The organism is Curtobacterium aurantiacum, from assembly GCF_018598555.1.
Lineage (GTDB): Bacteria > Actinomycetota > Actinomycetes > Actinomycetales > Microbacteriaceae > Curtobacterium > Curtobacterium aurantiacum.
The window spans coordinates 79,323-106,269 of the sequence record NZ_JAHEWN010000005.1; the positions used below are offsets into that span (position 1 = coordinate 79,323).

At 71.9% G+C, this 26,947-nt stretch carries 25 protein-coding genes and 1 pseudogene; 11 read left to right on the forward strand and 15 right to left on the reverse strand.

The features are described from left to right. Positions 1-96 precede the first annotated feature (96 nt). Positions 97-1,212 (reverse strand): Gfo/Idh/MocA family protein, encoded by a 1,116-nt coding sequence (locus KK087_RS06435; protein ID WP_214564577.1) that lies wholly within the window; start codon positions 1,210-1,212, stop codon positions 97-99. Further along, on the reverse strand, positions 1,209-2,009 hold the full coding sequence (locus KK087_RS06440) for a sugar phosphate isomerase/epimerase family protein (protein WP_214564578.1): 801 nt from the start codon (positions 2,007-2,009) through the stop codon (positions 1,209-1,211). The genes KK087_RS06435 and KK087_RS06440 overlap by 4 nt, the downstream gene beginning before the upstream one ends. 215 nt (positions 2,010-2,224) lie before the next feature. Here KK087_RS06440 and KK087_RS06445 point away from each other — a divergent pair, with 215 nt between their 5' ends. After that, on the forward strand, positions 2,225-3,523 hold the full coding sequence (locus tag KK087_RS06445; RefSeq protein WP_214564579.1) for an MFS transporter: 1,299 nt from the start codon (positions 2,225-2,227) through the stop codon (positions 3,521-3,523). Positions 3,524-3,688: 165 nt separating this feature from the next. Here the strand turns inward: KK087_RS06445 and KK087_RS06450 are convergent, their stop codons facing one another. Next, positions 3,689-4,204 (reverse strand): MarR family winged helix-turn-helix transcriptional regulator, encoded by a 516-nt coding sequence (locus KK087_RS06450; protein ID WP_214564580.1) that lies wholly within the window; start codon positions 4,202-4,204, stop codon positions 3,689-3,691. Positions 4,205-4,355: 151 nt separating this feature from the next. Between KK087_RS06450 and KK087_RS06455 the strand changes: the two genes are divergently transcribed. The 4 genes from KK087_RS06455 (at position 4,356) to KK087_RS06470 (ending at position 7,699) form a co-directional block, all read left to right on the forward strand. Further along, positions 4,356-4,667 carry a hypothetical protein gene (locus KK087_RS06455; protein WP_071404437.1) on the forward strand — a complete coding sequence of 104 codons (312 nt, stop codon included), beginning with the start codon at positions 4,356-4,358 and terminating at the stop codon, positions 4,665-4,667. A gap of 115 nt (positions 4,668-4,782) precedes the next feature. Then, positions 4,783-6,105 (forward strand): carboxylesterase family protein, encoded by a 1,323-nt coding sequence (locus tag KK087_RS06460; protein ID WP_250900884.1) that lies wholly within the window; start codon positions 4,783-4,785, stop codon positions 6,103-6,105. Positions 6,106-6,192: 87 nt separating this feature from the next. After that, complete coding sequence (locus KK087_RS06465; protein ID WP_214564582.1) at positions 6,193-6,783, forward strand: TetR/AcrR family transcriptional regulator; 591 nt, start codon at positions 6,193-6,195, stop codon at positions 6,781-6,783. A 475-nt stretch (positions 6,784-7,258) separates the two neighbouring features. Next, positions 7,259-7,699, forward strand: a complete 441-nt coding sequence (locus tag KK087_RS06470; RefSeq protein WP_214564583.1) for an NUDIX hydrolase — start codon at positions 7,259-7,261, stop codon at positions 7,697-7,699. A gap of 201 nt (positions 7,700-7,900) precedes the next feature. Here KK087_RS06470 and KK087_RS06475 read toward each other — a convergent pair whose 3' ends face one another. Next, positions 7,901-8,269, reverse strand: a complete 369-nt coding sequence (locus tag KK087_RS06475) for a VOC family protein (RefSeq protein ID WP_214564584.1) — start codon at positions 8,267-8,269, stop codon at positions 7,901-7,903. A gap of 54 nt (positions 8,270-8,323) precedes the next feature. On the opposite strand from KK087_RS06475, the gene KK087_RS06480 reads away from it, so the two are divergent. Further along, positions 8,324-8,965: a nucleoside/nucleotide kinase family protein gene (locus tag KK087_RS06480; protein ID WP_214564585.1), complete on the forward strand. Its 642-nt coding sequence runs from the start codon at positions 8,324-8,326 to the stop codon at positions 8,963-8,965. Positions 8,966-9,068: 103 nt separating this feature from the next. Beyond that, entirely contained in the window at positions 9,069-9,902 is an 834-nt protein-coding gene (locus tag KK087_RS06485) for an SDR family oxidoreductase (protein WP_214564586.1), read from the forward strand. Positions 9,903-11,255: 1,353 nt separating this feature from the next. On the opposite strand, the pseudogene KK087_RS17325 reads toward KK087_RS06485, so the two are convergent. The 11 genes and pseudogenes from KK087_RS17325 to nucS form a co-directional block, all read right to left on the reverse strand. Next, positions 11,256-11,801 (reverse strand): annotated as a pseudogene (locus KK087_RS17325) (ArnT family glycosyltransferase); the annotation flags it as partial. Positions 11,802-12,115: 314 nt separating this feature from the next. Continuing rightward, positions 12,116-13,393, reverse strand: coding sequence for an MFS transporter (locus KK087_RS06490; protein WP_214564587.1), 1,278 nt, complete (start codon positions 13,391-13,393; stop codon positions 12,116-12,118). Further along, complete coding sequence (locus tag KK087_RS06495; RefSeq protein WP_111092074.1) at positions 13,390-14,064, reverse strand: HAD hydrolase-like protein; 675 nt, start codon at positions 14,062-14,064, stop codon at positions 13,390-13,392. Before KK087_RS06495 ends, KK087_RS06490 begins: the two co-directional genes overlap by 4 nt. Positions 14,065-14,344: 280 nt before the next feature. Further along, positions 14,345-15,541, reverse strand: a complete 1,197-nt coding sequence (locus KK087_RS06500; protein WP_214564588.1) for an ABC transporter permease — start codon at positions 15,539-15,541, stop codon at positions 14,345-14,347. After that, entirely contained in the window at positions 15,531-16,469 is a 939-nt protein-coding gene (locus KK087_RS06505) for an ABC transporter ATP-binding protein (protein WP_214529202.1), read from the reverse strand. Before KK087_RS06505 ends, KK087_RS06500 begins: the two co-directional genes overlap by 11 nt. After that, complete coding sequence (locus KK087_RS06510; RefSeq protein ID WP_214543770.1) at positions 16,466-17,260, reverse strand: class I SAM-dependent methyltransferase; 795 nt, start codon at positions 17,258-17,260, stop codon at positions 16,466-16,468. The genes KK087_RS06505 and KK087_RS06510 overlap by 4 nt, the downstream gene beginning before the upstream one ends. Beyond that, complete coding sequence (locus KK087_RS06515; RefSeq protein ID WP_214564589.1) at positions 17,257-17,853, reverse strand: DUF5819 family protein; 597 nt, start codon at positions 17,851-17,853, stop codon at positions 17,257-17,259. The genes KK087_RS06510 and KK087_RS06515 overlap by 4 nt, the downstream gene beginning before the upstream one ends. Further along, positions 17,853-19,766, reverse strand: coding sequence for an alpha/beta fold hydrolase (locus KK087_RS17855; protein WP_214564590.1), 1,914 nt, complete (start codon positions 19,764-19,766; stop codon positions 17,853-17,855). The genes KK087_RS06515 and KK087_RS17855 overlap by 1 nt, the downstream gene beginning before the upstream one ends. A gap of 159 nt (positions 19,767-19,925) precedes the next feature. Then, positions 19,926-20,138 (reverse strand): hypothetical protein, encoded by a 213-nt coding sequence (locus KK087_RS06525; protein ID WP_214529198.1) that lies wholly within the window; start codon positions 20,136-20,138, stop codon positions 19,926-19,928. A gap of 11 nt (positions 20,139-20,149) precedes the next feature. Continuing rightward, complete coding sequence (locus tag KK087_RS06530) at positions 20,150-20,380, reverse strand: hypothetical protein (RefSeq protein ID WP_148053811.1); 231 nt, start codon at positions 20,378-20,380, stop codon at positions 20,150-20,152. Between the two features lie 236 nt (positions 20,381-20,616). Beyond that, entirely contained in the window at positions 20,617-21,312 is a 696-nt protein-coding gene (gene nucS / locus KK087_RS06535; RefSeq protein WP_017887754.1) for an endonuclease NucS, read from the reverse strand. Between the two features lie 174 nt (positions 21,313-21,486). Between nucS and KK087_RS06540 the strand changes: the two genes are divergently transcribed. The 4 genes from KK087_RS06540 to KK087_RS06555 all read left to right on the forward strand — a co-directional run bounded on the left by KK087_RS06540 (position 21,487) and on the right by KK087_RS06555 (position 26,912). Further along, positions 21,487-22,875 carry a purine-cytosine permease family protein gene (locus KK087_RS06540; protein ID WP_214564591.1) on the forward strand — a complete coding sequence of 463 codons (1,389 nt, stop codon included), beginning with the start codon at positions 21,487-21,489 and terminating at the stop codon, positions 22,873-22,875. 163 nt (positions 22,876-23,038) lie between these two features. Then, entirely contained in the window at positions 23,039-24,595 is a 1,557-nt protein-coding gene (locus KK087_RS06545; RefSeq protein ID WP_111028775.1) for a hydantoinase/oxoprolinase N-terminal domain-containing protein, read from the forward strand. Further along, positions 24,592-25,791, forward strand: a complete 1,200-nt coding sequence (locus KK087_RS06550) for an S-methyl thiohydantoin desulfurase family protein (protein WP_250900885.1) — start codon at positions 24,592-24,594, stop codon at positions 25,789-25,791. The genes KK087_RS06545 and KK087_RS06550 overlap by 4 nt, the downstream gene beginning before the upstream one ends. Next, complete coding sequence (locus KK087_RS06555; RefSeq protein WP_214564592.1) at positions 25,788-26,912, forward strand: S-methyl thiohydantoin desulfurase family protein; 1,125 nt, start codon at positions 25,788-25,790, stop codon at positions 26,910-26,912. The genes KK087_RS06550 and KK087_RS06555 overlap by 4 nt, the downstream gene beginning before the upstream one ends. The last annotated feature ends 35 nt before the right edge of the window (positions 26,913-26,947 follow it).

Here is a 26,947-nt window from a genome sequence, read left to right on the forward strand (position 1 = left end):
GATCACACACCCTGGTGAGCAGCAATGGTCGGGTCCCCGTTCGGGACCCGACCATTGCTGCTCACGAAGTGGTGCGCGCGGCGCTCCCGGGCGCTCCTAGGCGTTCGCGCCCGCGGTCAGCACGGCTGCCGCGGGGTCGAAGTCCTCGGGCAGCGGCGGGATCGCGTCCACGGTCGACGTGATGTCGACGGCGGAACCCGACTCGGCCGCGTCACGGATGCCGAGCAGCACGTCGAGCACGTGCAGCGCGACGGCGCCGGAGGCACGTTCGGGGCGGTCCTCGGCGATGGCGCGGGCGAGCTCGACGACACCGGTGCCACGGCCCCAGGTGGAACCGACCGCCTCGAGCGTCTCGGGCTCCTCCTGGCCGTAGCGCCAGAGCTGCGACGAGCCCTCGAACGTGTTCGGGTCGGGCAGTGAGATCGTGCCGAGCGTGCCGTTGATCTCGACGAAGCCCATCCGCGGCAGCGCGTGCTGGAACGAGAACGTCGACTGGGCGGACTGCCCGCCGGCGAACTCGATCAGGGCCGCGTGGTGCGTCGGGACCTCGACGGGGAACGTCTCGCCGGCGCGGGGGCCGGACGCGATCGTGCGGCGGTCGAGTGACTTCGACGAGACGGCCTGCACGCGCGAGGCGGTGCCGAACGCGTGCACCAGGGTCGTCACGTAGTACGGGCCCATGTCGAACAGGGGGCCGGCACCGGTGGCGAACAGGAAGTCCGGGTTCGGGTGCCACGCCTCGGGTCCGGGGACGTGGAACAGCGTCGTCGCGGACAGCGGCTCGCCGATGTCACCGCGGGCGATGGCCCGGAGCGCCGTCTGGATGCCCGCGCCGAGCACGGTGTCCGGAGCGGTCGCGACGCGCAGGCCCTTGGCCTTCGCCGACTCGAGCACCGCGGCGGCCGACGCGTGGTCGGTCGCGATCGGCTTCTCGCTCCAGACGTGCTTGCCGGCGTCGATGATCTGCTGGTCGACCTCGGCGTGCGCGGCCGGGATCGTCAGGTTGATCACGATCGAGATGTCGTCGCGGGCGAGGAGCTCCTCGACCGATCCCGACGATGCCACCCCGTACGTGGCCGCCTGCTCAGCGGCCCGCTCGAGCAGCACGTCGGCGACGAAGCGGACCTCGACGTCGGCGAACTTGGTCAGGTTCTCGAGGTACTGCGTGGAGATGTTGCCGGCACCGATGATGCCGATCCCGACACGGCTCACTTGTCGTTGTCCTCGAGCCAGGTGAGGGACTCGGTGATGCCCTCGAAGACGTCGCCCTTGTACGCGTCGAACTCGACCACGCGGATGGCCTGCGGTGCGGCGGCGAGGATCGCGGTCACGTCGACGTCGCCCTGACCGGCCGGCGTCTGGTTCTCGAAGGCGCGCTGCAGCGCCTCGGGCACGATGAGGGCGCTCTCCGACGAGGGCAGCGCGGTGCGGATGTCACCGTCGACCTTGCCGTCCTTGACGTGGATCGCGACGACGCGGTCACCCAGGCCCTTGAGGACGGCCGGGGCGTCGGCGCCACCGACGGTCGCCCAGAAGGTGTCGACCTCGAGGACGGTCTCCGGCGAGAGCTGCGAGACGAACAGGTCGTAGACCGTGCGGCCGTCGACCTTGTTCGTGAACTCCCACTGGTGGTTGTGGTACCCGAACTGCAGGCCACGGCCGGCGGCCTCGGCGGTCAGCTCGTTGACGCGCTCGGCGATCTTCGCGACGTCGTCGGCGGTCTGCCAGCGGTCGGTCGGGATGAAGGGGTCGATGACGGTACGGATGCCGAGGCGCTCGGCGGCGTCCCAGATCGGCGCGGTGTCCTCGGCGTCGATCACGGCGACGTGGCCGGACGGGGCCTTGAGGCCGGTGGCCGCGAACGCACGCTCGAGGTCGGTGGCGCGCTCGACGAACGCGTAGGGCTCGACGTTCTCGTACCCGATCTCGGCGACACGGGCGATGGCCTTGTCGAGGTCTTCGGCGATGGCGTCGCGCAGTGAGTACAGCTGCACAGAAGTGGTGGGCATTGCAGAGGCTCCTTCGATCCTGTCTGGGTGTCGCGGCCCGTCGAGGAGCGATGCTCCGCGGCGAGATCGATGACGACGCTACCCCAAAAACCACCCGGTGTGTAGTTTTTGCTGCCCCGTGTGACGCGGCCGGTGTTGCCGACGACACCTGTCGATGTATGCTCGCGTCGGAAAAACCTTGTCAGGCAAGGTTTTCATCGACTCAAGGAGGCGTCATGAGCACACCCGAACCCGGCAGCCCGGCACTGCTCAACCCGGAAGAGGGCATCACCCAGCCCGTCAGCACGGTGAAGGTGGGCATCGGCTACCAGATCGCCCTGTTCCTCGGGCAGTTCGGCCTCTTCGTCGCGCTCATGGCGCCCGTCTACGTGAGCATGCAGCTCAAGGCGCAGGCCCTGGTCGGCGACGACGCTGCGAACGTCATCGGCTCGGTGCTGCCGATCGGCGCGTTCGGTGCGCTCATCATGAACCCCCTCGCGGGCGCCCTGTCCGACCGCACCCGCACGCGCTGGGGCCGTCGTCGCCCCTGGCTGCTCAGCGGTGTCGTGGTCTTCGCGATCGCCCTCGCGTGGATCGCCTACTCGCCCGACGTCCTCAACCTGACGCTGGCCTGGCTGCTCGCCCAGCTCGCCGCGAACGCCACGCTCGCCACCCTGCTCGCGAGCTTCGCCGACAACGTGCCGCAGCTGCAGCGCGGCCGGTCCTCGAGCATCATCGCGCTCGCGCAGAACATCGCCGTGCTCGCCGGCACCTACCTGTCGGTCTTCTTCGTCGCGAACCTGCCCGTGCTCTTCATCGCACCGGGCATCCTGGCGATCATCCTGGTCGCCGTGTACGCCGTCGTCGCCCGTGACGACCTGCCGACCTACACGCTCAAGAAGTTCACGTTCCTGAACCTCATCGCGTCGTTCTGGACGAACCCGGTCAAGAACCCGGACTTCGCGTTCGCGTGGTGGTCGCGCTTCCTCATCATCCTCGCGACGTTCATGTTCACGACGTACCGCCTGCTCTACATGCAGGAGCACATCGGCATCGAGAAGCCGAAGGACGCCACGGCCGCCGTCGCCTTCGGCGTCCTGCTCTACACGATCGCGCTGCTGGTCAGCGCGGCGCTGTCCGGTTGGGCCTCGGACAAGCTCGGTCGCCGCAAGGTGTTCGTCGCTGGCTCCACGGCGATGTTCGCGGTGGGGCTCGTCGCGCTCGCACACGCCGACACGGTCACCGGCTTCTACGTGGCCGAGGTCATCATGGGCTTCGCCTACGGCATCTACTCGGCCATCGACACGGCGCTCGTCGTCGACGTGCTGCCGAACGCCGACCGGCCCGGCAAGGACCTCGGCGTCATCAACATCGCGAACGCCCTGCCGCAGTCACTCGCTCCGGCGATCGCCCTGTTCTTCCTGAAGGTCGGCTCCGACGGAGCAGCCGACAACTACGAGCTCATGTGCTGGGCCGCCGGCGCGATCGCCCTCATCGGCGCACTCGTCGTGATCCCCATCAAGCGGGTGCGGTAGCGCCCGTCGCGCAACGCGACCAGAAGAGGGACGGGCGCGGCACGCTCAGCGGTGTCGCGCCAGCGACACGCGGGCCGCGCCGACCGAGCCTGCGAGGGAGGGGTGGCGACGCCGCCACGGGCCTCCAGTCCGTCGCAGCAACAGACCCACCGGGCCGGGCCGGCGTCAGGGGGCGCCGGGGGCGGGCAGCTCCTGCCGGAGCGCCTCGGCCAGGCGGGAGGCGAACCGGCGGACCGCCGTCGCCTCGTCGACGCTCAGCGCATCGATGGTCTCGATCAGCGGAGCGTGGATGTGCCCGTACGCACGTGCGAGGTCCTGCTCAGCGGAGCCGGTCGCCGTGATGATGATGCTGCGCCGGTCCTCCGGATTCGGCCGCCGTTCCGCCCGCCCGTCGCGCACGAGCCGGTCGATGAGCTTCGTGATCCCGGCGGTCGACAGTCGCAACGCCCGCGCGAGCTGTGTCGCGTTCACCGGCTGTCCGTCACGGTGCGCGAGCACGAGGTGTCGCAGAGCGAGCGCGTCGACGGGCAACATCCCCAGGGTGCGGAGCGCCTGCTCGTCGGCCTCGTGCACGCTGTCACTGAGCGCCTGCAGGCTCGCGATCGCAGCGGCCCCCTCGGCGGTGCGCGGCTGCCGGTCGGACACGTCGGATCCGCGTTGCGGGTGGTCTTCGTCGCTCATCGTCGCCCCGTTCGGTCCGGCGTTCTGTGGACAAACGCCATGTTCCACCCCCTCCCTGAGAACCCAAACTGAGCGAGTAATCAGCCCAGCGAGACAAATGTCTCCACACGGCGCCACCGAAGCCCGGTGGCGGAGATCAGAAGGAGTGACCATGTCGAACACTGCAGGACGTCCCGCACGGAACGACTCGGTCGTGCGTGCCACCTGGAACGAGACCAAGTCCGCGCTCAAGACCACGGAGTTCTACGCCTGGCTGGTCGTGTCCATCGCGATCCTCGTCGCGTCGGCCGTCGTGGACAACGCGGACGAGGGCCACACCGGCTTCGGCGCCGACCAGGCCTGGCTGTACGTCGCGATCGTGACGGCCGCCTACGTCGTCAGCCGCGGCATCGCGAAGTCCGGCGTGCGCAAGCCCGACTGGAACGACGACGACCGACGCGACGTGAACGGCCGCTCGAACTGACGCCGAGCACCACGTGCAGCCGGCTCCACGAGCCGGAGCGAGGCCGTCCCGATCGCATCGGGACGGCCTCCGTCACGTCCGCTCGTGTCGTCGCCGCACCGATACCGTGAACCCCATGCTCGACGCCACGCCTGCCCCGTTCGACACCCCCGCCGGCCGCATCGTCGGGACGGTCGACGGCGACGTGGTGCGGGTGCTCGGGATCCCGTACGCGCAGGCCGAACGGTTCGCCCCGCCGCAGCCGATGCCACCGTTCGAGGGCGAGCTGCACGCGTCGACCCCGTCACCGGTGGCACCGCAGCCCCACGAGGAGTTCGTCGACCTGCTGCTCAACCCGATCCAGGGCATCGAGGTCGACGAGCACTGCCAGCGGCTCTCGATCACGCTGCCCGCCGACGTCCGTCCGGGCGAGCACCTGCCGGTGATGGTCTGGATCCACGGCGGCTCGTACGTCATCGGCGGCGGCGACCTGCCGATCTACGACGCCCGCGACCTGGTGGCCGAGCAGCGCGTGGTCGTGGTGTCGGTCACGTTCCGACTCGGCGTGCTCGGGTTCCTCGGCGACGGCGAGACGATCCCAGCCAACCTCGGGCTCCTCGACCTGGTCGAGTCACTGCGCTGGGTGCGCGCGAACATCGGCGCGTTCGGCGGTGACCCCGACCTGGTGACGGTCTTCGGGCAGTCGGCCGGCGGGGACGCAGCTGCGCACCTGATGATCAGTGCCGGCGCCGAAGGGCTCTTCCGCCGCGCGATCATCCAGAGCGCCCCGCTCGGGCTGTCGCGCCGCCGGGCTCGGATGAACCGCGCGATGGTCCGGGCCGTCGGCACGGTGCACGCCGACACCCCGCTCGACGACCTGCTCGACCGCCAGGCGCTCGGCACCCGCGCCGCCGCGCCCTACGGGCTCGCCGCCGGCATGCCCTTCGGCACCCAGTACGGGTTCGCGCCACTGCCCGCCGAGCGTGACCTCGACGCCGCGTGGAGCCGGGTCGCGCCCGACGTCGACGTCCTGATCGGGTCCGGCTCGGACGAGGCCGGCATGTACGTGCCGCTCGTGCCCGGCCTGCGTCGGGTCACCCGGTCGCGGGTGCTGCGGTCGGCCCTGCGGTGGTGGGTCGTGCGTCCACTGTCCGACGTCATCTACGGGCGCGATGCCCGACGCTTCACCGAACGACACCGGCGCGCGGGTGGCCGGGCGACCTCGTACCGACTGCACCGCGGGGTCACGAGCGCCCCGACCGGAGCCGTGCACATGAGCGACCTGCCGCTGCTGCTCGGTGGCCGCGAGGCCTGGGCCGGCACCCGCTTCGTCCCCGAACGCGACTGGCCCGAGGTCGAGCGCCGCGGCCGGGCGTTCCGGGCAATCTGGGCCGACTTCGCCCGCACCGGCGAGGTCCGTGCGTCCGACGACGAGACCCTGACCTTCGACCGCGGCTGACCCGCCCCGCCCCCGCGCCGACTGCGGCTGCCGCGCCCCCTGAACTGGCGGTCGCGGGCCGCGGGTCACCCCCGCACAATCGTGACCATGCCCACGACCGACGTCGACCTCCGCGCACGCATCGTCGCGGGGGCGATCAGCGCCTACCGCGTCGGGGACTTCCACCGAGTCGGACCCGACGAGGTCGCCGAGCACGCCGGGGTCTCCGCGGACGAACTCCGCAGCGCGTTCCCGATGTGGGAACTGCTGGTGGTCGCGGTCATGGACAAGTGGAACAACGGCAGCCGACGGCAGCTCTGGCCGATCGCCGAGCGCGACGGCACCGTCGCGTACCTGCGCGCCCGGCTCGTCGCGGGCATCGAGGACCCGGGGCTCGTGCGCCTGCGGGTCGCGGTGCTGAGCGCCGCATCGAACCCCGACCACCCCGCCGCCGGCTGGTTCCGCACCCAGTACACCCGAGCGTTCGAGGACGTCACCCTCGCCCTGGTCCGCGACGTCGTCGCCGGCCGGGAGCCCCGCGGTGCGTCCCCGCGGCACGCTGCCGAGCAGCTCATGGCACTGTACGAGGGGCTCCAGCTGCAGGCCGTGATCCGTGACGACGGCGAGCCGGTCGGCGCGTTCGACCGTGCGGTCGCCCGGATGCGTGCGGGCTGGGCAGCGGCTCGCGTCGACGCCTGATCCGGGTCGGGCGCGCACGTCGGGTCCGGTTGGCACCACCTTGGTCCGGGGCCTTGCGCGGCGAGCGGTCACGACTCCCCGTGCGTGCAGCGTCACGCGGTCGCGTTGCGGCGTCTGGCGGTACCGCAAGCAACGGTTCGTGACCGCTCGGCGGGCAACCATCGGGGTGTCCTGACCGCGTGCCGGCGTGGACGTCCCGACGGCACGCCGGACGGCCGGGGAGGCCGTGGCGGCGGCGACTCGCGCCTCCCGGCCCGCGGGGTGGTCGCGACACACCGCACGGGCTGCGTCGCGTGGTCACGTTCCGTCGTTTGCGGGCGGCGGGGCCGACGGTCCGTGACCGTTCGGCGTGTGGGCCGCGGGGGGTCATGACCGGTCGGCGGGCTGGTGGAGCGTCCGCACCACCCCGGTCCACGGCCTGGAGGCCCGGCGCGGCTTGCGCGGGCCGGAGCACGCACCTGGCATGGTCGGCCCCATGGAGTACACGGACTACGACACCCGGCTCGCCGCGTACGGCGTGATCACGGACGGCGACCGCGTGCTCCTGGCGAAGCTGCGCCGCCCCGACGCGGGCACGTGGACGCTCCCGGGCGGCGGGGTCGACTTCGATGAGACCGTCGAGCAGGCCGTCGTGCGCGAGATCCGCGAGGAGACCGGCTACGAGGCCCAGGCCGGTGCCCTGCTCGGGGTCCGACACCACATCGTCCCCGCGGAGCGCCGCATCCACGACAACGGCCGGCCGATGAAGGCCGTGCAGGTGGTGTTCCGGGCGACGATCACCGGGGGAGCCTTGCGGCACGAGCTCGACGGCTCGACCGACGAGTCACGATGGATCCCCGTCGCCGAGCTCCCGCACCACCGCCACGGCCTGCTCGTGCCGATCGCCCTCGGCTGGGCGGGTGCCCTGTCCCGCTGACCGCATCACCCGGCGGTCAGGACTACGAACTGCGGTGGGAGCTCTGCCTGCTGTCGTGCTGCCGAAGCGGCTCGCTCGTTCATCGCTCACCGAGCAGGAACCAGTGCCGTCCCAGCACCTTCGTCATGGCCGTCCTATCGTCGGTGAGAGGACGGTAGGACGATCAGCAGCGCCGACGCGAGCTTTCGGAATACAACGTGTTCACTCCTCGATGACGCTGAGGACGTTGCCCGACGGGTCGGTGAACCAGGCGATGAGTGGCCCGCCCTTCCGGTTCACACCCCGGTCGTCGGTCATCCCCTCGTACTGCAGGAACACGACACCCTTCGCGGTGAGCTCGTCGACCGCGGCGTCGATGTCCTCCACCGGGAAGTTCAGCACCGTGAAGGCCGCCGGTTCGTGCCCGGGGCCCTTCGGGTAGACGAGCACCTGGTGTCCGCCGCCGAGCTGCAGGAAGAGCATGCCGTGGTCCTCGGTGACCTCGACCCCCAGGACGTCCTCGTAGAACGCCTTCGCCTCGGGCACGTCGCGCACCGAGAACCCGCTGAACGCCTTCGTCGCATCGACCATGCGGCAAGTGAACCACCGCGGTCCGGCGTCGGTGCGCTCTGCGAGGATGAATCCGTGAGCGACTCCGGCATGTCCGTCGACCAGGCCGTCGAGCGCGCCGTCGAACTGGCCGGCTCGAACCGCCGCACCGTGCTCGGGATCGCCGGGGCACCGGGTGCCGGCAAGTCCACGCTCGCCCGCCGCATCGTCACCGCCGTCGACGAGCGCCTCGGTGCGGGCACGGCGGTGCAGGTCCCGATGGACGGCTTCCACCTGTCGAACGCGGCGCTCGACGCCCTCGGCCGACACGACCGCAAGGGCGCGGCGGACACCTTCGACGCCGACGGCTACGTCGCGCTCGTCCGCCGACTCGTCGCCGCCGACGAGGACGTGGTGTGGGCACCGGACTTCGACCGTCGCGTGGACGAACCCGTCGCCGGCAGCATCGCGGTGCCCCGCGCAGCCCGGCTCGTGGTGTCCGAGGGCAACTACCTGCTCGACGACACCGCACCGTGGTCGGCGCTGCCCGCCCTCTTCACCGAGACCTGGTTCTGCGCCGTCGCCGACGACGTGCGGCTCGACCGCCTGGTCGGACGGCACATGCGCCACGGCCGCGACCACGACGCGGCACGCGCGTGGGCGGTGGAGGTGGACGGCGTGAACGCCGCGAGGGTCGCACCCACGGCGATCCGGGCCTCCAGGACGGTGTGGACGTGACCGCCGGCCACCACGACGCGACCGCCGTCCACCACGACCTGACCGGCGGCCACCACGACGTGACCCAGACCACCACGACGCGACACCGACACGAGGAGCGACCATGACCATCGCCATCACCGGAGCGACCGGCAACATCGGGGGCGCCGTGAGCGCCGCGCTCGCCGCGGACTCGGTGCCGTTCCGGATGCTCGTGCGCGACGCCTCGCGTGCGCCGGAGCTCCCCGGCACCGAGGTCGCGGTCGCGACCTTCGCCGACGTCGACGCGAGCCGGACGGCGCTCGAGGGCGTCGACGTGCTGCTCATGATCTCGGCTGCCGAGGCCCAGGACCGCCTCGACCAGCACCGCGCGTTCGTCACCGCGGCAGCCGATGCGGGCGTGCGGCACGTCGTCTACACGTCGTTCCTCGGCGCGGCTCCCGACGCGACCTTCACGCTCGGACGCGACCACTGGGCGACGGAGCAGGCGATCCGCGAGAGCGGGATGGCGTTCACGTTCCTGCGCGACAGCTTCTACCTGGACTTCGTCGAGGACCTGGTCGGCGAGGACGGCGTGATCCGCGGGCCGGCCGGCGACGGCGCCATGGCCGCGGTGGCACGTGCCGACGTCGCCCGCGTCGCGACCGCGGTGCTGCACGACCCGGACGCCCACCGTGACCAGACGTACGAGCTGACCGGCCCCGAGGCCATCACCCTCGCCCAGGCGGCGGCGATCGTGTCCGAGGTCCGCGGCCGCACGGTCAGCTACCACCCGGAGACCCTCGACGAGGCGTACGCATCACGTGCGCAGTGGAACCCGGAGCCGTGGCAGGCCGACGCCTGGGTGAGCACCTACACGGCCATCGCCGAGGGGGCGCTCGCGCACGTGTCCGGCGACGTCGAACGCATCACCGGGCGCGCGCCGATGTCCCTGCGCGAGGTGCTCGCCGCGGGTTGACCCGCGCTGGTGGCGTGCACCGGGCCCGACCGACGGACCGGGCAGGCCGCAGTGCCACACGGTCCACGCGATGCCGTCCGCCCGGTGCGGCTGCATCGGCAGGCGTGCGTGCCGGGCGCCGCTGCCGAGTGCTCGACAGCCCCCGGCCAGTGCGGCGCGCAGGACCGGGTCGGTGCGGGGTGCGTGGGCCTCGACGACGAGGACGCGCAGGCCGTCGGCGATCCTCCGGCGGATCTGGTGCGTCGTGAAGACGGGCACGGTGCCCGAGAACCCGCCGTCGGTCAGCACGGGGAGTCCCGTCGCGTCGATCACGGGTGCGGAGACGTGCCACGTGTCCGTCATGAAGAGCGGTCCGTCGTGCCGGTACCCCTCCAGGCGTCGCGCGGTCGCGACGAGCCGGCGGAGCGCACGCGGGTAGGGCGTCGACCCGCCCCACGGGTCCGGGCGCGACACGTGGAAGACGTCCGGGCTGCCGACGGGGATCGGCCAGCGCGCGGGCCACGGCCCGACCGACGCGTCGACGCCGCTGCCGTCGCGGGTCGCGTCGAGGGCCTGCAGTGAGAACGCCGCGGGTCCGGCGACGAGCGCGAGCGCGGCTGCGAGCGCGATGACCGTCCGGGAGGCCCGGTGCCGGTCCGGTCCGCGCGTCGCCTCCCAGCGGGGTCGCCGCCACACCGCCACCACGCCTGCGAGGACGGCGACCGTCGCGACGGTGATCGCCGGGTCGGCGAGCACGCTCGGCATCGCGGTGCCCCGGGCGAGGAACACCACCCAGCCGAGCTGCGCCGCGGCGAGGACGACCGGGAGCGCCCGGAGCCGCGACGACTGCGCCCGGACCAGTCCGATCGCACCCCGCCACCCGAGGGCCGCGAGCAGGGCGAGCTGCACGCCGATCGCGGCGACGTAGGCGGTGTGCGGCACCGCGGCCACCGAGAGCACGGCGGCTGCGGTGCCGAACCAGGTGACCAGGACGGCGAGGGTGGCGGATCCGGCACGGGTGTCGAACGCGTGCCCGAACGGGGAGCCGAGGGCACCGGGCCGCTCAGCACGGCGGCGGACGAGCACCACGGCCGCGACCACCACGCCGAACACCGCCGCGGGCAGGAGCCAGGCGACCTGCGACGCCAGGTGTGGTCCGAGCAGCTTGCCGAACCCGGCCGGACCACCGCGCCAGGTGTGCGGACCGAACGGCACCGTGAACGACCGGACCGACCCGGGCACCGCGCCGGGCAGGAATCGGTCGATGCCGTTGTACCCGAACACCATGGCGAGCGGACTGTCGTCGGTGGAGCCGTCGGCCCAGGGCCGTGAACCCGACGGGGTGAGCGCGAGCGCCGTGACCCACGACAGGGAGGCCACGACCGCGACGATCCCGAGCACCCCGGCGCGGACCACCCGTGCGCCGAGGCGGAACGAGCGGCCGTCGTGCCGGGCCGTGGCCAGCAGGGTGCCGAGCAGCAGCGCCGGCAGAACGAACCACGCCTGCACCATCTTCGCCTGGAACCCGACGCCGACGGCCAGGCCCGCGGCGACGAGCGGCCACCAGCGTCCGGTCAGTGCCGCGTGCTGCCAGCACAACAGGGCGACGGCCAGCGCGGCGGTGACCATGCCGTCCTCCATCGGGTGCGCGAACATCGAAACGAAGACCGGCGTCGACCCGGCGGCCGCTGCGGCGACGAGGCCCGTGCCCACGCCGACCCAGCGGAGCCCGACCAGGGAGCAGGCCCACAGGGTGACGAGGCCCTCGACGACCTGGGGGAACGCGAGCGCGGCGGTGGAGTGCCCGAACAGCCGGAGGCTCAGCGCCTGCGGGACGGCGAAGCCGCTGAGCTTGTCGAGCGTCACCGTCGCCGAGGGGTCGAACGAACCGGAGAGCAGCGCCCGCCACGACTCGGACATCGACCGCGCCGACGCCTGGTAGTAGCTGAAGTCCCCGCCACGGCCCAGGTTCCAGGCGAGCAGCAAGGTCGTGCCGGCCGCGATGACGAGCAGGGTGAGCCGTGCTGTGAGCGGCTGGTCCCGCCACCGGGCGGGTCGTCGGATGTCCACCCTCCGGACCTTGGCGGTCCGGGGTGACGGATGGCCGGGACCGTGCCGCCAGCTCGCCCCGAAGCCGGTCCGCGCGCTGAGGGGTCGTGCGGGTGCACGCCCCGTCGGTCAGCGGCTCGGGGGGCGAGCCGGAGCGGCGTCTCAGCCGGCGTTCGGGTTCGGGGTCAGGACACCCGTCGTGCGGCGAACGTCCCGACGACGCCGAGGGTGAGCACCGCGACGAGCACGACCAGCAGCGGTGCCGTCCAGGTCCCCGTCGCTCCGTGCAGGGCACCGGCGACGAGCGGCCCGGCCGACCCGAGCAGGTACCCGCCGCCCTGCACGAACGCGGACATCCGGCGGGCGTCGGCGTCGCTCGAGACGATCCGCACGATGACGATGAAGATCACGGTGATGCCACCGCCCTGGGCCGCACCGCCGAGCACGGACCACAGCAACCAGAGCTCCGGGGCGAACAGCAGCCCGAGCGGCATCGCCAGCCACAGCGTGCCGACGAGCGCGATGATCGGTGCCGGACGCCAGCGGGTCGCGAGCAGCGGGACGCCGAGCGCCCCGACGACGGCGAGGATCTGGAACACCGACGAGCTCGCACCCGACGACGCCTTCGAGAAGCCGATCTCGTCGTGCAGCAGCGTCGGGATCCAGGCGGTGAGGGCGTAGTACGAGAACGCCTGGCCGCCGAACGCCAGCGTCAGGCCCCAGGTGATGAGCCGTCGCGCCGGTCGGATGGGTTCGGCGGCGGCGACCCGTGCGGCCTCGGCGGCGCGGGCGGTGCGGATCGCCCCGGTGTCGAGCACCTGGTCGATCGGACCGGTGACGGGCAGTGGCTCGTCCTGCTCGGACGGCAGCGGGCGGCGCCACGCGGCACGAGCTCCGACCGCGTACGTCCAGGCAGCGGCGGCGATGAGCGCGAAGACCGCCCAGATCGCGATGGCGACCGGCCAGCCCCAGAGTGCAGCCAGGGGAGCGGTGCCGAGCGACGTGATCATCGACCCGACGTTGAGCGCGGACGTGTAGACGCCGGTGACCAGGCCGACGCGCTCCGGCGAGGTGTCCCGCCGGATGACCACCGGGATCACCACGTTGCCGATCGTGATGCCGATGCCGATGACCGCGGTGCCGATCAGCAGCGCCGCCGACGAGGGCATCGAGCGCACGACGGTGCCGGCGAGCACGATGACGAGCGACAGGGACACCGCGCGCTCCGGGTCGGCCTTCGCGATCACCCAGCTGGCGAACGGCGTCGCGAGCGCGAAGCACAGCACCGGGATCGTCGTCAGCAGCCCGGCGATCGTCGCGGTCAGGCCGAGGTCGGCGCGGACGTCCCCGATGACCGGGGCCGTCGCGACGATCGGGCCGCGGAAGTTCAGGGCGATGAGGACGATGGCCGCGGGCAGCAGCCAGGCGGCACCGCGCAGGCCCCGACGTGCGACGTCGTTCATGCGGACGGCGTCGCGGACGGCAGCAGGATCGGCAGCAGGTCGAGCGGGGTGGCGGCGCGGGCGATGGTGCCCTCCGCCTCGTCGGGGGAGCCGTAGCCCCACTCGGCGAAGACGACCGGGACGCCGTGCACGGTCGCGCCCTCGACGTCGTGCTTCCGGTCGCCGATCAGCACCGGGCGGCTGGTGTCGAAACCGTGGGCCTCGAGGCGTCGCAGTGCCTCTTCGACGACGTCGGCCTTGCTCGACCGCACCTCGTCGTCGCTCGCGCCGGTGATGATGTCGATGTCCCCGGTGAGCCCGTAGTGCTCGAGGATGTAGGTCGCCGGGGTCTCCGGCTTGCTCGTCGCCGTCGAGATCGGCAGCCCCGCCTGGTGCAGGGTGCGCAGCACGACGTCGATGTCCGGGAACATCGCCGAGTCGAGCGCCCCGTGCGAGAAGTAGTGCTCGCGGTAGACGGCGAGGGTGCGGTCGGCGAGCTCGTCGTCCATGCCCATCGCGATCCGGAACGTGTCCATGATCGGCGGACCCACGAACGACATCAGGGTGTCGTGGTCCGGCACCGGGACGCCGACGGTGCGGAAGGTGTGCGTCAGGCTCTCGAGGATGCCCGGCGCGGAGTCGCTGATGGTGCCGTCGAGGTCGAACAGGATGGCGGAGAACGGGCTGGTCATGTCCTGCCCACCCTAGCCGGGCCGTGGCGGTGACCATCCGCGATCCGTCGGTGGCGGGGCGGGCGGGCGCCGCGCCTCCAGGCCGGGGACCGGACGGTCTTCGTAGCGCCCGGAGGGCGACGTCGACCGACGGCGCTCGCCGATCAGCGGCGTTTCCGCGAGAACCAACCCCCGGCGGTGAGCGAGAGGCCGGCGATCACGGCGATGACGACGATCCAGATGATTGTTGTGGTCTCCACGTTGTGCTCCTGTCGGTGTTGTGCGGCGGGTGTGGTGCTTGTCAGGGGTTCGGGTGCTGCGGGCGGGTCCGGGTCGCGCGGACCGACCTGCGGAGACGGCTGCGGCCGCCGGTGATGGACCGGTGGTAGACCCTCGCGCCGCCGACCGCGGCGATCACCGTGGCCGCGGCGATCACCGCCACGGACGCCACGAGGTCGACACCGGCGACCTCGCCGGCAGCGAGCCGCATCGGCATGAGGATCGCGGAGAACGGCGGGATCAGGCTCATCATGCGGACCCACGGATCCCCGATGCCCTGGAGCGCGAGGATCGCGACGACGAACACTGCTGCGTTCAGCAGCTGGAGGGGCAGCAACGACGAGGACAGTGCCTCCGGCCGCTTCGCGGTGGCGGCGACCGCCCCGTAGATGAAGCCGTAGAAGGCGAACCCGAGGACGAACCACATGATGCTGACGAGCGCCGCCGGGGCGATGAGGTCCTGCAGGCCAGCCGTCCCGAACACCCGCACGGCGCCGATCCCGACGAGGGCGAGGATCGCCATCTGGATGAGACCGAAGAGGCCGGTGCCGACGACCTTGCCGACGAGCAGGGACACGGGGCGCACGCGCGAGAACAGGATGTCGACGACCCGCGTCGTCTTCTCCTCCATCGTTCCCTGCGCGACCGACCCGCCGAGGCCAGCGATCTGCGTGAACAGCACGATGGACACGACGTACGCGAGCACGAGACGTGCTGCGTCGCCGGACGAGTCGGAGACTGCACGGACCACCGGTTCGGGGACCGAGACCGGACTCCCGGTGGCGTCGGCCACCATCATCTCGAGTGTGCCGGTCCTGATCGCGGCTGCGACGGCCAGGCCGGCGGCCTCGTCGGCGCTGTCGGCCATCGTGACCGTGACCCGGCCGTCGGCCACCGCTGCCGTGCCCGCGACGTCGCCGGCATCGAGGGCGCTGGCCGCCTCGCCCGCGGAGTCGACGGCACGGATGCTCACGCCGGGGACCGCGCCCCGGTCATGCGCTGAGAGCGCGGCGACGGCCTCGGGAGTCGCAGCGAACTCGAGCGAGGTCGAGTTCGTGTTGCCGGCCAGCAGCCTGGGCGCGAGCGCGAGCGCCACGATGAAGAGACAGCTGACCACCATGCCGATCCAGAACGACCGCATGCGCAGTCCGACGTGGACCTCGCGGCCGGCGATGTGGCCGACCTGTCGGAGGTCGAGCCGTGGTCGATCAGAGAGCATCCTGCGTCACCGCGTCTCGGTAGAGGTCGGACAAGGTCGCGCGGGCCCGCTCGACGCCGATCACGTCGATGCCGACGGCCAGGCGTCGGAAGACGTCCGCCTCGGTGCCGGACGGTACCCGGACCACGTGGCGATCCGGATCGGTCGTCGTGCCGCTGAGCGCATGGCGGCCGCTCGTCACGACGTCCGCACCGAGCTCGGCGAGCACACCCGGGGCGACGGGGGTGGCGGTGCGCACGACGTGGAGGTTCTCCGTCCCCTCGAGGAGGTCGTCGACCCGGTCCTCGGCGACGATCCGCCCGTCGTGGATGATGACCACCCGGTCGCACACGCGTTCCATGAGGTCGAGCTGGTGACTCGAGAACAGGATCGGGCGGCCGGAACGTGCGGTGTCGGCGAGGACCGCGCCCATCGCGTCGACGCCGCTCGGGTCCAGGCCCGAGAACGGTTCGTCGAGCACGAGCGCCGTGGGGTCGCCGAGCAAGGCGGCGACGAGCTGCACACGCTGCCGGTTGCCCAGGCTGAGTTCACGGACGACGTCGCCGAAACGATGCCGGATCCCCAGCACGTCCCCCCACCGCGCGACCTCGGCACGAGCCTGTCGGCGTCCCATGCCGTGGAGCCGGGCCAGGTACACGAGGTGGTCACCGACCCGCATCTCCGGGTAGAGACCCTGTTCCTCCGGCATGTACCCGATGCCGCTGCGGTAGGCGGAGTCGATCGGGCGCCCACCGACCGAGACCGTCCCGTGGTCGGCCTCGAGCAGGCCCAACAGGATCCGCATCGTCGTGCTCTTGCCGGCGCCGTTGCTGCCGATGAAGCCGGTGACCTGCCCCGACGGCACGGTGAAGGAGACCCCGTCGAGCACGAGCCGGGACCCGAAGCGCTTGTCGAGGTCGCGGACCTCGATGGTGCCGGCCGGGTTCATGCCGGCCGCCGGAGGACCGCGACCCAGAGCGGGTTCTCGCCCGCTTCGTAGGGTGTGCCGTACCAGTCGCCGAGCAGCGCGACCCGTTCGAGGCCGGCGTCCTCCGCCCACGCGGCGAGTTCGTCGGGCTCGACGAAGGCGACCCGTTCGTCGAACTGCGTCACGGACCGCGGTTCCTCCCACCGGTGCGCGACGGACCAGGTGTCCGCCGCCGTGTCCAGGCGGTAGGTCGACGTCAAGCGTGCACCGTCCGGGCGTTCGGTGACGACCGGCAGGGGCTCGATGCCGAACCTGCCGACCGCGGTCGCTCGGTCGTACGCCTCGACCACGAGGTGGCCACCCGGCGCGAGCCAGGACGAGGCTCGTCGCACAACGCCTTCCCGGTCGGCCGGGTCGGGCAGGCAGGAGATCGAGCCGAGGACACAGGCGACGAGGTCGGCCGATCCGCTCGTTTCGGAGTGGTCCCGCATGTCCGCGTCGACCACCGTCGTCCGGGCTCGGGTCGAGGCGTCCTCGGCACCGAGGTTGTCCCGCAGGCGGTCCACCATCGCGGACGACACCTCCACGGCGCGCACGGTGTGTCCCGCGCGCGCCAGCGGGATCGCCACCCGGCCGGTCCCGGCACCCAGTTCGACGATCCGGGACGCGGGAGCGACGAGGCTCCCGAGCGCCTCGGCCTCGAGCGCGCCACCGTGCTCGAACACCCGGTCGTAGACGCTCGCCCACGCTCCGCCGTACCCGCCGGAGCGATCGATGTCCTGGCGGTCCCGGTCGATGTTGCTGTCGATCACGATCGGTCCTCCGTCGGCGCGGGCAGTTCCGCACCCTCGATCCGCGGGACGAGCCCGGAGACGAAGCGGTACTCGGGATCGCCGGACTCGTCGTAGCCGCTGTAGAGCACCACCATGAACTGGAAGGCGTCGCTGCCCGGTTCGAGGTCGCCGGAGCGCTCTCGGCGTTCGACGGCGTGCCGGATGTAGTTGGCCACGAGCCGGTACGAGGACGCCTGCTGCATCTGCTCGACCTCGAGCGAGTTGAGCGCGATGAGGTCGATGCCGACGTCGAAGAACGCTTTCTCACGGCGTCGGCCGGGGAACCAGAACGCGTGCACGAGTCGCCGGCGGACGATGCTGGAGGCCTCGTGCCACGGGGACACCTGGCCGTCCGCACCGCGTGTGCGGTACATCAGGTGGAAGTCCTGGGTGGCCGGCTCGGGAGCGAAGAACCGCCAGTTCGGGATCGTCAGCCCGACCGGGTCCAGGCTCCGGAGCCGGTCGAAGCTCCGCTGCGGGTGCTGGGTCAGGAGCGTCAGGACGAACCAGCCAGCGAACACCGCCTCGACGGCGGTCGTGATGACGGTGGAGGATGCGGGTCGGCGGCCCATCAGCGCGCACCCTCCGCTTCCACGGGTACCCGCGGTGTCGTGTGCTCGAGGACGACGGCGGCGATACGGGTGACGACGGCGCGGTCGGCGAGGAGACCGAGGTGATCGGTGTCGTCGACCACGGTGAGACGACCGTCGTCACCGGCGGCCACGAACTCCTCGTCGAGCGCCCGCTGGTGCGGGTGTTCACGCAGGGTCCGGTCGGCAGCGACGACGTCGACACGAGCCGAGGTCGGCGGCAGGCTCCCCACCGGTGCGCGGAACACCTGGTACAGGCTCGTCCACTCCCGTTTGGCGGTGGACCACAGGGCGTGGTCCCGCAGCTCGGCCCGCAGCCGCGCTGCGACCTCGTCCGGGTAGAGGAACACCCACGGCGGGACGTCGAGCATCACACCGAGTCCGAGCCGGAGCGAGGGTGCGACGAGTCGCATCGACATGTCGAGCATGCGGGCACCCTCGGCCTGCACCGCGGACACGGCGACCTCGCCCGGGTGCGTCGGGTCGATGAGCACGACCCCGGTCACCCGTGACCCCAGGCGCTCCGCCGCACGGGTGACGAGGTACCCGCCGAGCGAGTGCCCCACCAGCACGACGTCCCGATCGGCGGCGACCGCGTCGACCAGGTCGACCAGGTCGTCGACGGACTCCTGCAGGCTGTAGCTGTCACGTGAGAAGTAGCTGCTCGCGCCGTACCCGGCGCGGCTGTAGAACAGGGTGTCGACCTGTCCGGCGAGCTCCTCGCCGTACCAGTGCCAGTAGGTGGCGGAGGACTGGTGGCCGCTCTCGAACACGACGAGCGGCAGAGCCTCCGCACCGGGTGCGCGCCGGAGGCGGTAGGACAGCACGTTCCGTGACGGGGTGCGGTGCCTCCGGGCCTCCGGCCCGTCCGCTCGCTCGATCCCGGCGCGGCGCACCAGCGCGGAACCGACGCCGACGACGGCGAGGATGCCGGTGACCGAGGCGACGATCGCCGGGAGCCGAGCGGGCGAGCGGTGCGCGCCTGCCGTCAGCGACCGCGCCGCGCGCCCCTGTACCACCGAGAGGATGGCCGGGTAGGTCGCCATGAAGGCCCACACGAAGCGGGCGAGTCCCATGTACCGCGCGTTCGCCAGGTGGAACGCGGCCATCGCGCCGACGACCCCGTAGGCAGCGCGGGTCGGCAGCACGAAGACCAGCGGGAACGCGGTCTCGAGTACGAGGACGGCGTGCGCGGCGAGTCGGGAGAGGCGGGGGTGCGCGGTCAGGAACCGGTAGAGGCCCTCGTCGCCGTACGTGCGGGTGCGCAGGATCCCCGGGAGCGCCTCGCCGGTCCGCCACGTCCGACTCACGATCTTCACCAGGCCGGAGACGCTGTACGACAACGCGGCCTGCATCGCCAGGAACCACACCGCCGCTTCGGCCGCTCGGGGTGAGCCGCGACCGACATGGCCGAGGGCTGCCGAGGTCTGCACGAGGAAGGCGAGCTGGTCGGACCCGTCCGAGCCGTAGTGGTTCTTCGGGTGCAGCACGAGCGCGCTCGCAGCGAGGAAGGCGTTCGCCGGGGCCCGGTGTGCCGTCACGTGCAACGGCAGGAAGAGCGACAACCCCGCGCCGATCCGGAGCACGTGGACGACGTTGTCGATCTTCTCGTCCGAGACGCGGTCGAGGAAGGGCATCAGCCGAGGGAACCGGGTAGCCATCGCGCTGCGACCGTACGTCCAGTCGCCCAGGCCGCCGGGACGTTGGTCACGTCGGCTGAAGAGGTACTCGACGCTGCTGAGCACCTGCGTGACCGCGCTCATCCGTTCGGCCGCGAGCAGTGCCGTGCGCGGTCGCGACACGGCGGTCAGCACGTCGCCGATGCCGGCTGTGATCGCCCGGAGACGGGGTGCGCGGAGCGGAGGAAGGTGCGCGAGGACGGACCGGGCGTTCACGCGCGGTCCCCGCTCGCGGGTCGCTGGTGCATGTGTGTGTGGCCTCCTGGGCGAGGGAGTCGCTTGTGCGACCCGTCTGGACGAGGACGTACGTGAGCCGACCGCTGCGCGGTCGAGCGGGGTGCCGGCCGACGAGGAACCGTCGGCCGGCACAGGTGGTCAGCCGATGGCCTGACCGATGGTGAACCCGGCGGTGAAGGCGGCGGCACCCGCCGCTGCGCCCTTGAACGCAGCGACGAAACCGGGGCAGAAGGCCGCGGCCGTGGCGGGCGTCGCGAGGACCGGGACGGAGGCGCTGAACCCTCGGCTGGACACGTCGGCGAAGGGCAACGTCGCGAGCGCGGCGTCCGCGTTCACTTTCTCGAGCAGCATCGTCACCACCCCTAGTCGGCCGTCGCGACGCCGACCCACACGCCGGCACCGAACAGCCCGGCGAAGGCAGCCGCGCCGGCGACCGCTCCCTTGTTGGCTGCCACGAACGCGGCAGCGGCCGTGACGGTGGCCGGGGTGGCCAGCACGGGCAGCTCCCCTGGTGCTCCGGACCAGTTGGTGCGGTCCATCTGCAGGTTCGCGATCGATCGATCGCTGTTCACACGTGACGCGAGTGACGTCATGGTCTTCCCCATTCCTCTTCCGTTATCGACATCGATCACGGCCGGCACCGCCCCGGAGGGCGACGAGATGACGGAGGACAGCTGCGCCGGTCGCCCCGCGACTCCCCCCTGTCAACTCTTACAGGTTTGGTCACAGGGGTCGCGGGTTCGCCCCTCTTTCGAGGGGTGTCACATGCGATTGACACGGAAACCTCAGGTCTCCGTACCCCAGAAGGAGGACCCGGGTCCGGCCTGCTTCAGAACAGACGGGTGTGCCCGCCCTCGATGCCGCGCATCGCGTCGTAGTCGAGCACGAGGACGCGGATGCCGCGGTCCTCGGCGAGGGTTCGTGCCTGCGGTGCCACCGTCTGCGCTGCCAGCACGCCCTGCACCGGACGCAGGTGTGGGTCGCGGTTCATGAGCTCGAGGTACCGGGTGAGCTGCTCGACCGCGTCGATGTTGGCGTTGCGCTTCATCTCGACCGCGACGCTCGCTCCCGCGTCGTCACGCGCCAGGATGTCGACCGGCCCGATCGCCGTCATGTACTCGCGGCGGACCAGGGTGTGGCCGTCACCGAGCAGCTCGATCTGCTCGGCCAGGAGCTGCTGCAGGTGCGCCTCGACCCCGTCCTTCACCAGGCCCGGGTCGACGCCCAGGTCGTGGGTCTCGTCGGAAACGACCTCGTACAGGGAGACGATGAGCTTGTCCTGCGTCTTCTTCTGCGTCACCGTCCACACCTGGGTGATGCCGGCGACGGACTGCTCCTCGTCCGGCTCGGTGATCTCGATCGAGCAGGGCGGGCTCATCCAGTTCAGCGGCTTGTAGCTGCCGCCGTCGGAGTGCACGAGCAGGGAGCCGTCCGCCTTGAGCATGAGCAGGCGGGTCGCGAGCGGCAGGTGGGCTGAGAGCCGGCCCGCGTAGTCGACGGAGCACCGGGCGATGACGAGACGCACCCCGGAAGCCTAACCGGCGTGATGTGGTCGGCCGGACGAGGCGCGCGGCCTGTGCAGCCCGCACGGATTCACATGCCCGTAACGACGTTCTGCACATGTACCGCAATCCGATGCCGTCCTACCGTGGCTGACACCCCGATCGGCCCAGCCGACACCCCTCCCCGAGGAGCCACGATGGCCAGCGAGACCGCAGTGTCAGCACCACGAACCCCCCGTTCCGAGTCGGTCGCCGTCGACGACTACTCGCTCAGCCGAGTCCCGATGTCCGCGCGCTACGGCTGGTTCCAGGTCGCCGTGCAGCGCTTCGGGCAGATCTCGGCCCTGTCCCAGTTCCTGCTCGGTGCGACGCTCGGCTTCGGCATGAGCTTCTGGGACGCCTTCTGGGCGATCACCCTGGGCGCCGTGATCCTGGAGATCGTCTCGGTCCTCGTCGGCGTCATCGGCGTCAAGGAGGGCCTGAACACCTCGGTCATCGCCCGCTGGACCGGGTTCGGCAAGGCCGGCTCGGCGCTGGTCGGGCTGGCGATCGGGCTGAGCCTGATCGGCTGGTTCGGCATCCAGTCGGGCGTCTCGGCGGCCGGCCTCGTCTCGATCCTGCCGATCCTGCCCGCCTGGGCGTGGTCGCTCGTGTTCGGGCTGCTCGTCACCGCGATCGTCCTGCGCGGGTTCCACTCGATGCAGTGGCTGGCGAACGTGACCGTGCCGCTGTTCCTGGTGCTCGTCGGCTGGGCGGTCATCGTCGAGCTGAGCCGGCACTCGATCGCCGAGCTCGCCGCGCGTGCCCCGGCCGGCCCGGAGCTGAGCTTCGTGGCCGGGACCACCCTGGTGGCCGGCGGGTTCATCGTCGGTGCGGTGATCACGCCGGACATGACGCGCTTCAACCGGTCGGTCGGCGACGTCGTCAAGCAGACGCTGCTTGGCGTGACGCTCGGCGAGTACGTCATCGGCCTGGCCGGTGTCCTGCTCGCACACGCCGTCGGCTCCGCGGACATCACCCGTGTGATCACGTCGAGCGTCGGCTGGGTCGGCATCCTCGTGATCCTGCTCGGCACGTTCAAGATCAACGACTGGAACATCTACAGCTCGAGCCTCGGCGTCACGAACTTCATCGACGCGGTGTTCGGCAAGCAGGTGAACCGCGGGCTCGTGACGCTCGTGATGGGCGTCGTCGGCTCGGTGCTCGCCGCGGTCGGGTTCCTCGGGGCCCTCACACCGTTCCTGTCCGTGCTCGGGGTCGTCTTCCCGCCCATCGCCGGGATCATGGTGGCGGAGTACTTCGTGGTGAAGCGCTGGCGCCGCGAGCTGAGCGACGCCGAGAACATCCCGGCGACCTCGCCCACCTGGGTGCCGGCCACCCTGGTGATCTGGGCGATCGCCTCGCTGATCGGGTACTTCGTCGCCGTCGGCATCCCGTCGATCAACTCCGTGGTCATCGCCTTCGTGCTCTACATGGTCGCCGGCAAGGTCGGGCTGATCCGCGGCGTCGGGGTCAGTCGGACCGAGGCCGCGCCGGCTGCCACCGAGGCCCCGGTCGCCGAAGCACCGGCCACCCCCACCGCCTGACCCGGGCGCTCCCCGAACGGCCGGTCGCGTTGCCGCACCCCTGATCCGCGCGACGGCGCGGCCGGTCCCCACGAAGAAGCACCACCAAACGCCCGCACCACCCCGCGAACACCCCATGCCCGCACCACCGCACCCCGCACCCGCACCACCGAAGGGAACCCCCATGCGCATCGGCATCGACGTCGGCGGCACCAACACGGACGCCGTCCTGATGGACGGCAGCACCGTCCGTGCGGCGGTCAAGCGGTCCACCACCCCCGACGTGACCTCGGGCATCGTCGCCGCGCTCGACGGTCTGCGCGAGCAGCACGCCTTCGGCCCCACGGACATCGACGGCGTGATGATCGGCACCACCCACTTCATCAACGCCCTGGTCGAGGCACGCGGCCTCGCCCCCACCGCCGCGGTCCGCCTGGGCCTGCCGGCGACGGCGTCGCTGCCCCCGTTCACGGACTGGCCCGGGCACCTGGTGTCGGCCGTGCACGCGCAGCCGTTCCTGGCCCACGGCGGCCACGAGTTCGACGGTCGGGTCATCTCGGAGCTCGACCCCGAGGAACTCAAGCGGCACGCCGGTGCCATCGCGGCCGCGGGCATCCGTTCCGTCGCGATCTCGTCGGTGTTCTCCCCGATCAACGACGAGTTCGAGCAGCGCGCGCAGGAGATCATGGCCGCCGAGCTCGGGCCGGACGTGGCGTTCTCGCTGTCGTCCGAGATCGGTCGCATCGGCCTGCTCGAGCGCGAGAACGCGACGATCATCAACGCGGCGCTCCGTGAGCTCGCCGACCGCATCGTCGACGGCCTGTCCGGGTCGGTCACGGGCAGCGGCATCGACGCACCGCTCTTCCTGAGCCAGAACGACGGCACCCTGATGGACGTCGAGTACGCCCGTCGCTACCCGGTCGCGACGTTCGCCTCGGGCCCGACGAACTCGATGCGCGGCGCAGCGGTGCTGTCCGGCTTCGACACCTGCGCGGTCGTCGACGTCGGCGGCACGACGAGCGACGTCGGCGTCCTGACCGCGGGCTTCCCCCGTGAGGCCACTGGTGAGGTCGCCGTCGCCGGCATCCGCACGAACTTCCGGATGCCCGACGTCCTGTCCGTCGGCATCGGCGGCGGCTCCCGCATCCGCGAGGACGGCAGCGTCGTCGGGCCGGACTCCGTCGGGTACCGCCTGACCGAGGAGGGCCTGGTCTTCGGCGGTACCACCCTGACCGCCACCGACGTCGCCGTCCGCGGTGGCCGTGGTGCGATCGGGGACCCGTCGCTCGTCGCCGGGGTGCCCGCCGAGGTCGCCGCCCGCGCGCTCGACGTCATCGCGGAGCGCGTCGCCGACATCGTCGAGCGGATGCGCACCTCGTCCGACCCGCTGCCCGTCGTGGCGGTCGGCGGCGGCTCGGTGCTGCTGCCGGACACCCTGCCCGGACTCGGCACAGTGCACCGCCCGGAGCACTACTCGGTCGCCAACGCCATCGGTGCGGCGATCGCGCAGGTGAGCGGCGAGGTCGACAAGGTCTACGCGATCAGCGACGGTCGCCGGTCCGCCGTGGTCGACGAGGCCCGGCAAGAGGCCGTCGACCGCGCCATCGCGGCCGGCGCCGACCCCGGCTCGGTGGACATCGTCGACTTCGACGAGGTCCCGATCCCGTACCTGCCGGGCAACGCGACGCGGATCCGCGCGAAGGCCGTCGGCGACCTGGCACTCGGGGCGCTGGTCCGATGAACGTCACGCACGCCGCGCCCCGCGCCGCAGCCGCGCAAGCCGCAGCAGCGCAAGCCTCAGCCACGCAAGCCGCCCCCACAGCACCCCTCCTCACCGCCATCGGCGCCGACTGCTCCGCCCTCGCCCGCGGCGCCGCGATCCTCGGCACCGGCGGTGGCGGCGACCCCTACATCGGACGCCTGCTCGCCGAGGCCGCCGTCCGCGCCCACGGCCCGGTCGAGATCGTCCAGGTCGAGGACCTGCCCGACGACGCCGTGGTGCTCTCGGTCGCGATGATCGGCGCTCCCACGGTCATGGTCGAGAAGCTGCCGTCCGCCGGCCAGTTCGCCGAGGCCATCCGCAGCCTGTCGGCGTTCCTCGGGGTCACCCCCACCCACCTGGCCTGCATCGAGGTCGGCGGCGTGAACTCGACGACCCCGATCGTCGCCGCCGCGGAGCTCGGACTGCCCCTGGTCGACGGCGATGGCATGGGCCGCGCCTTCCCCGAGGTGCAGATGGTGCTGCCGACCCTGTCCGGGGTCAGCGCGACACCGATGGCCCTGGCCGACGAGAAGGGCAACACCGTCGTCTTCGACACGGTGGACAACCGGTGGGCGGAACGGCTCGCCCGCACGGCGACGGTCGAGATGGGCTGCTCCGCGATCACGGCGCAGTACGCCATGTCCGGCGCGCAGGTGAAGGAGTCGTTCGTCCGCGGCAGCCTGTCGCTGAGCGTCCGGCTGGGCGAGACGCTGGTCCGCGCACGCAGCGAGAACGCCGACCCCGTCACGGCGGTCACCGAGGTGCTCGGCGGCACGGTCGTGTTCGAGGGCAAGGTCGCCGACATCGAGCGCAAGACCGTCACCGGGTTCGCCCGGGGCACGGCCCGCATCGCCGGTTCCGGCAGCGACACCGGCCTGGAGGCGGTGCTCCGGTTCCAGAACGAGCACCTGCTGGTCGAGGTGGCCGGCCAGGTCCGCACCACGACTCCCGACCTCATCATCACCCTGGACGCCGAGACCGGCGAGCCGATCACCACCGAGGCCCTGCGCTTCGGTGCCCGCATCCGGATCGTCACGGCACCGGCCGACGAGCGCTGGCACTCCCCGGACGGTCTGCGCCTGGCCGGCCCGCGGTACTTCGGCTACGACACCCCTGCGGTCCGCCACGACGGCACCACGAGCGCGGGCGAGACGAACACGGGAGCGCACCGATGAGCTGGATCCTCGACGTCGACGACCTGCCCGACCTGGCCCGCGGCGCCGCGCTGCTCGGCACCGGCGGCGGAGGCGACCCCACCATCGGGATGCTGCTGGTCCGTGCCGCGATCGAACAGCACGGCCCCGTCACGATCCTCGACCCGTCCGAGGTGCCCGACGACGCCCTCGTCATCCCCACCGCGCAGATGGGCGCACCGACCGTGGTGCTCGAACGCATCCCCGCCGGACCGGAACCGCTCGGCGCCCTCCGTCGGCTCGAAGCCCACCTGGGCCGGACGGCGACCGCGACGATGCCCATCGAGTGCGGCGGCATCAACTCGATGATCCCGCTGCTCGTCGGCGCCACCGGCGGCCTGCCCGTGGTCGACGCGGACGGCATGGGCCGCGCGTTCCCCGAGCTGCAGATGGAGACGTTCTCGGTCTACGGGGTCCCCGGCAGCCCGCTCGCGATCAGCGACGAGAACGGCCACGGCGTCATCATCGAGACCGGCACGGACAACAAGAAGATGGAGTGGCTCGCCCGCGGGGTCACCATCCGGCTCGGCGGCGTCGCCTACATCGCCGAGTACGCCATGTCCGGCCGTCAGGTGCGCGAGACCGCGGTCCCGCGCACCCTCTCCCTCGCGCTCGCCGTCGGTCGGGCAATCCGGCTCGCCCGCGAAGCCCACCGCGACCCCATCGACGCGCTCGCCGAGGCCCTCGGCACGACGATCTACACGCACCTGCGCGAGCTGTTCGACGGCAAGGTCGTCGACGTCGAGCGCCGCACGGTCGACGGGTTCGCCCGCGGTCGTGCCACCGTGCAGGGGACCGACGGCTCCGAGCTTGAGCTCCGGTTCCAGAACGAGAACCTCGTCGCCCGGCGGGACGGTCAGCTCGTCGCCGTCGTGCCCGACCTGATCTGCGTCCTCGACGCCGAGACCGCCGAGCCGATCACCACCGAACGCCTGCGGTTCGGGCAGCGCGTCCGGGTGATCGGCATCTCGACCCCCGACCTGATGCGGACCCCGGAGGCGCTCGCCGTGTTCGGGCCGTCGTGCTTCGGGCTCGACGAACCGTTCGTCCCGGTCGAGGACCTGCACGAGCACGTCCGCCCGGCCGCCCCGGCGGTCGGCTGACGAACGGCCGCGCGCCGACCCCGGGGCCCAGCCCC

Coding starts and splice junctions, on each gene's coding strand:
- KK087_RS06440 (WP_214564578.1), bottom strand. CDS start 2,009: ATGCCCACCACTTCTGTGCAGCTGTACTCACTGCGCGACGCCATCGCC.
- KK087_RS06445 (WP_214564579.1), top strand. CDS start 2,225: ATGAGCACACCCGAACCCGGCAGCCCGGCACTGCTCAACCCGGAAGAG.
- KK087_RS06450 (WP_214564580.1), bottom strand. CDS start 4,204: ATGAGCGACGAAGACCACCCGCAACGCGGATCCGACGTGTCCGACCGG.
- KK087_RS06455 (WP_071404437.1), top strand. CDS start 4,356: ATGTCGAACACTGCAGGACGTCCCGCACGGAACGACTCGGTCGTGCGT.
- KK087_RS06460 (WP_250900884.1), top strand. CDS start 4,783: ATGCTCGACGCCACGCCTGCCCCGTTCGACACCCCCGCCGGCCGCATC.
- KK087_RS06465 (WP_214564582.1), top strand. CDS start 6,193: ATGCCCACGACCGACGTCGACCTCCGCGCACGCATCGTCGCGGGGGCG.
- KK087_RS06470 (WP_214564583.1), top strand. CDS start 7,259: ATGGAGTACACGGACTACGACACCCGGCTCGCCGCGTACGGCGTGATC.
- KK087_RS06475 (WP_214564584.1), bottom strand. CDS start 8,269: ATGGTCGATGCGACGAAGGCGTTCAGCGGGTTCTCGGTGCGCGACGTG.
- KK087_RS06485 (WP_214564586.1), top strand. CDS start 9,069: ATGACCATCGCCATCACCGGAGCGACCGGCAACATCGGGGGCGCCGTG.
- KK087_RS06490 (WP_214564587.1), bottom strand. CDS start 13,393: ATGAACGACGTCGCACGTCGGGGCCTGCGCGGTGCCGCCTGGCTGCTG.
- KK087_RS06495 (WP_111092074.1), bottom strand. CDS start 14,064: ATGACCAGCCCGTTCTCCGCCATCCTGTTCGACCTCGACGGCACCATC.
- KK087_RS06500 (WP_214564588.1), bottom strand. CDS start 15,541: ATGCTCTCTGATCGACCACGGCTCGACCTCCGACAGGTCGGCCACATC.
- KK087_RS06505 (WP_214529202.1), bottom strand. CDS start 16,469: ATGAACCCGGCCGGCACCATCGAGGTCCGCGACCTCGACAAGCGCTTC.
- KK087_RS06515 (WP_214564589.1), bottom strand. CDS start 17,853: ATGGGCCGCCGACCCGCATCCTCCACCGTCATCACGACCGCCGTCGAG.
- KK087_RS06525 (WP_214529198.1), bottom strand. CDS start 20,138: ATGCTGCTCGAGAAAGTGAACGCGGACGCCGCGCTCGCGACGTTGCCC.
- KK087_RS06530 (WP_148053811.1), bottom strand. CDS start 20,380: ATGACGTCACTCGCGTCACGTGTGAACAGCGATCGATCGATCGCGAAC.
- KK087_RS06540 (WP_214564591.1), top strand. CDS start 21,487: ATGGCCAGCGAGACCGCAGTGTCAGCACCACGAACCCCCCGTTCCGAG.
- KK087_RS06545 (WP_111028775.1), top strand. CDS start 23,039: ATGCGCATCGGCATCGACGTCGGCGGCACCAACACGGACGCCGTCCTG.
- KK087_RS06550 (WP_250900885.1), top strand. CDS start 24,592: ATGAACGTCACGCACGCCGCGCCCCGCGCCGCAGCCGCGCAAGCCGCA.
- KK087_RS06555 (WP_214564592.1), top strand. CDS start 25,788: ATGAGCTGGATCCTCGACGTCGACGACCTGCCCGACCTGGCCCGCGGC.